The sequence below is a fragment of the Candidatus Liberibacter sp. genome (genome assembly GCF_014048425.1).
Taxonomy (GTDB): domain Bacteria; phylum Pseudomonadota; class Alphaproteobacteria; order Rhizobiales; family Rhizobiaceae; genus Liberibacter.
This window is the reverse complement of sequence record NZ_JACETX010000093.1, coordinates 1-284: the sequence shown is the minus strand read 5'-3', so window position 1 is coordinate 284 and position 284 is coordinate 1. Positions and strand designations below refer to the sequence as shown.

Sequence of the window (284 nt, the reverse complement as noted above, 5' to 3'; positions counted from 1 at the left end):
GTGCCCTATCTTCAAAAAGAAATCAAGGAAAGGGAAAACGACCATGCTTAACATAATACCCTTTGAATTTGAATCTAATAAGATCCGCACCGTGGTAGATAAAGACGGATCCATAATGTTTGTTGCAAAAGATATAGCTGTAGCTTTGGGGTACGAAAACTCTAATAAGGCAATAAACGATCATTGCAAGGGGGTAACAAAACGTTACCCCATCTCTGATAGCCTAGGGAGAACTCAAAAAGCCCGCATCATAGCAGAACCTGATGTGTATAGGTTGATCATGA

1 protein-coding gene is annotated in these 284 nt (G+C 40.1%); it reads left to right on the top strand.

Features of this window, described 5'->3' with window-relative positions:
• Nucleotides 1-43: 43 nt before the first annotated feature.
• A partial coding sequence (locus H0G72_RS06075) for a BRO-N domain-containing protein (RefSeq protein ID WP_259345185.1) occupies nucleotides 44-284 on the top strand: 241 nt, incomplete at its 3' end.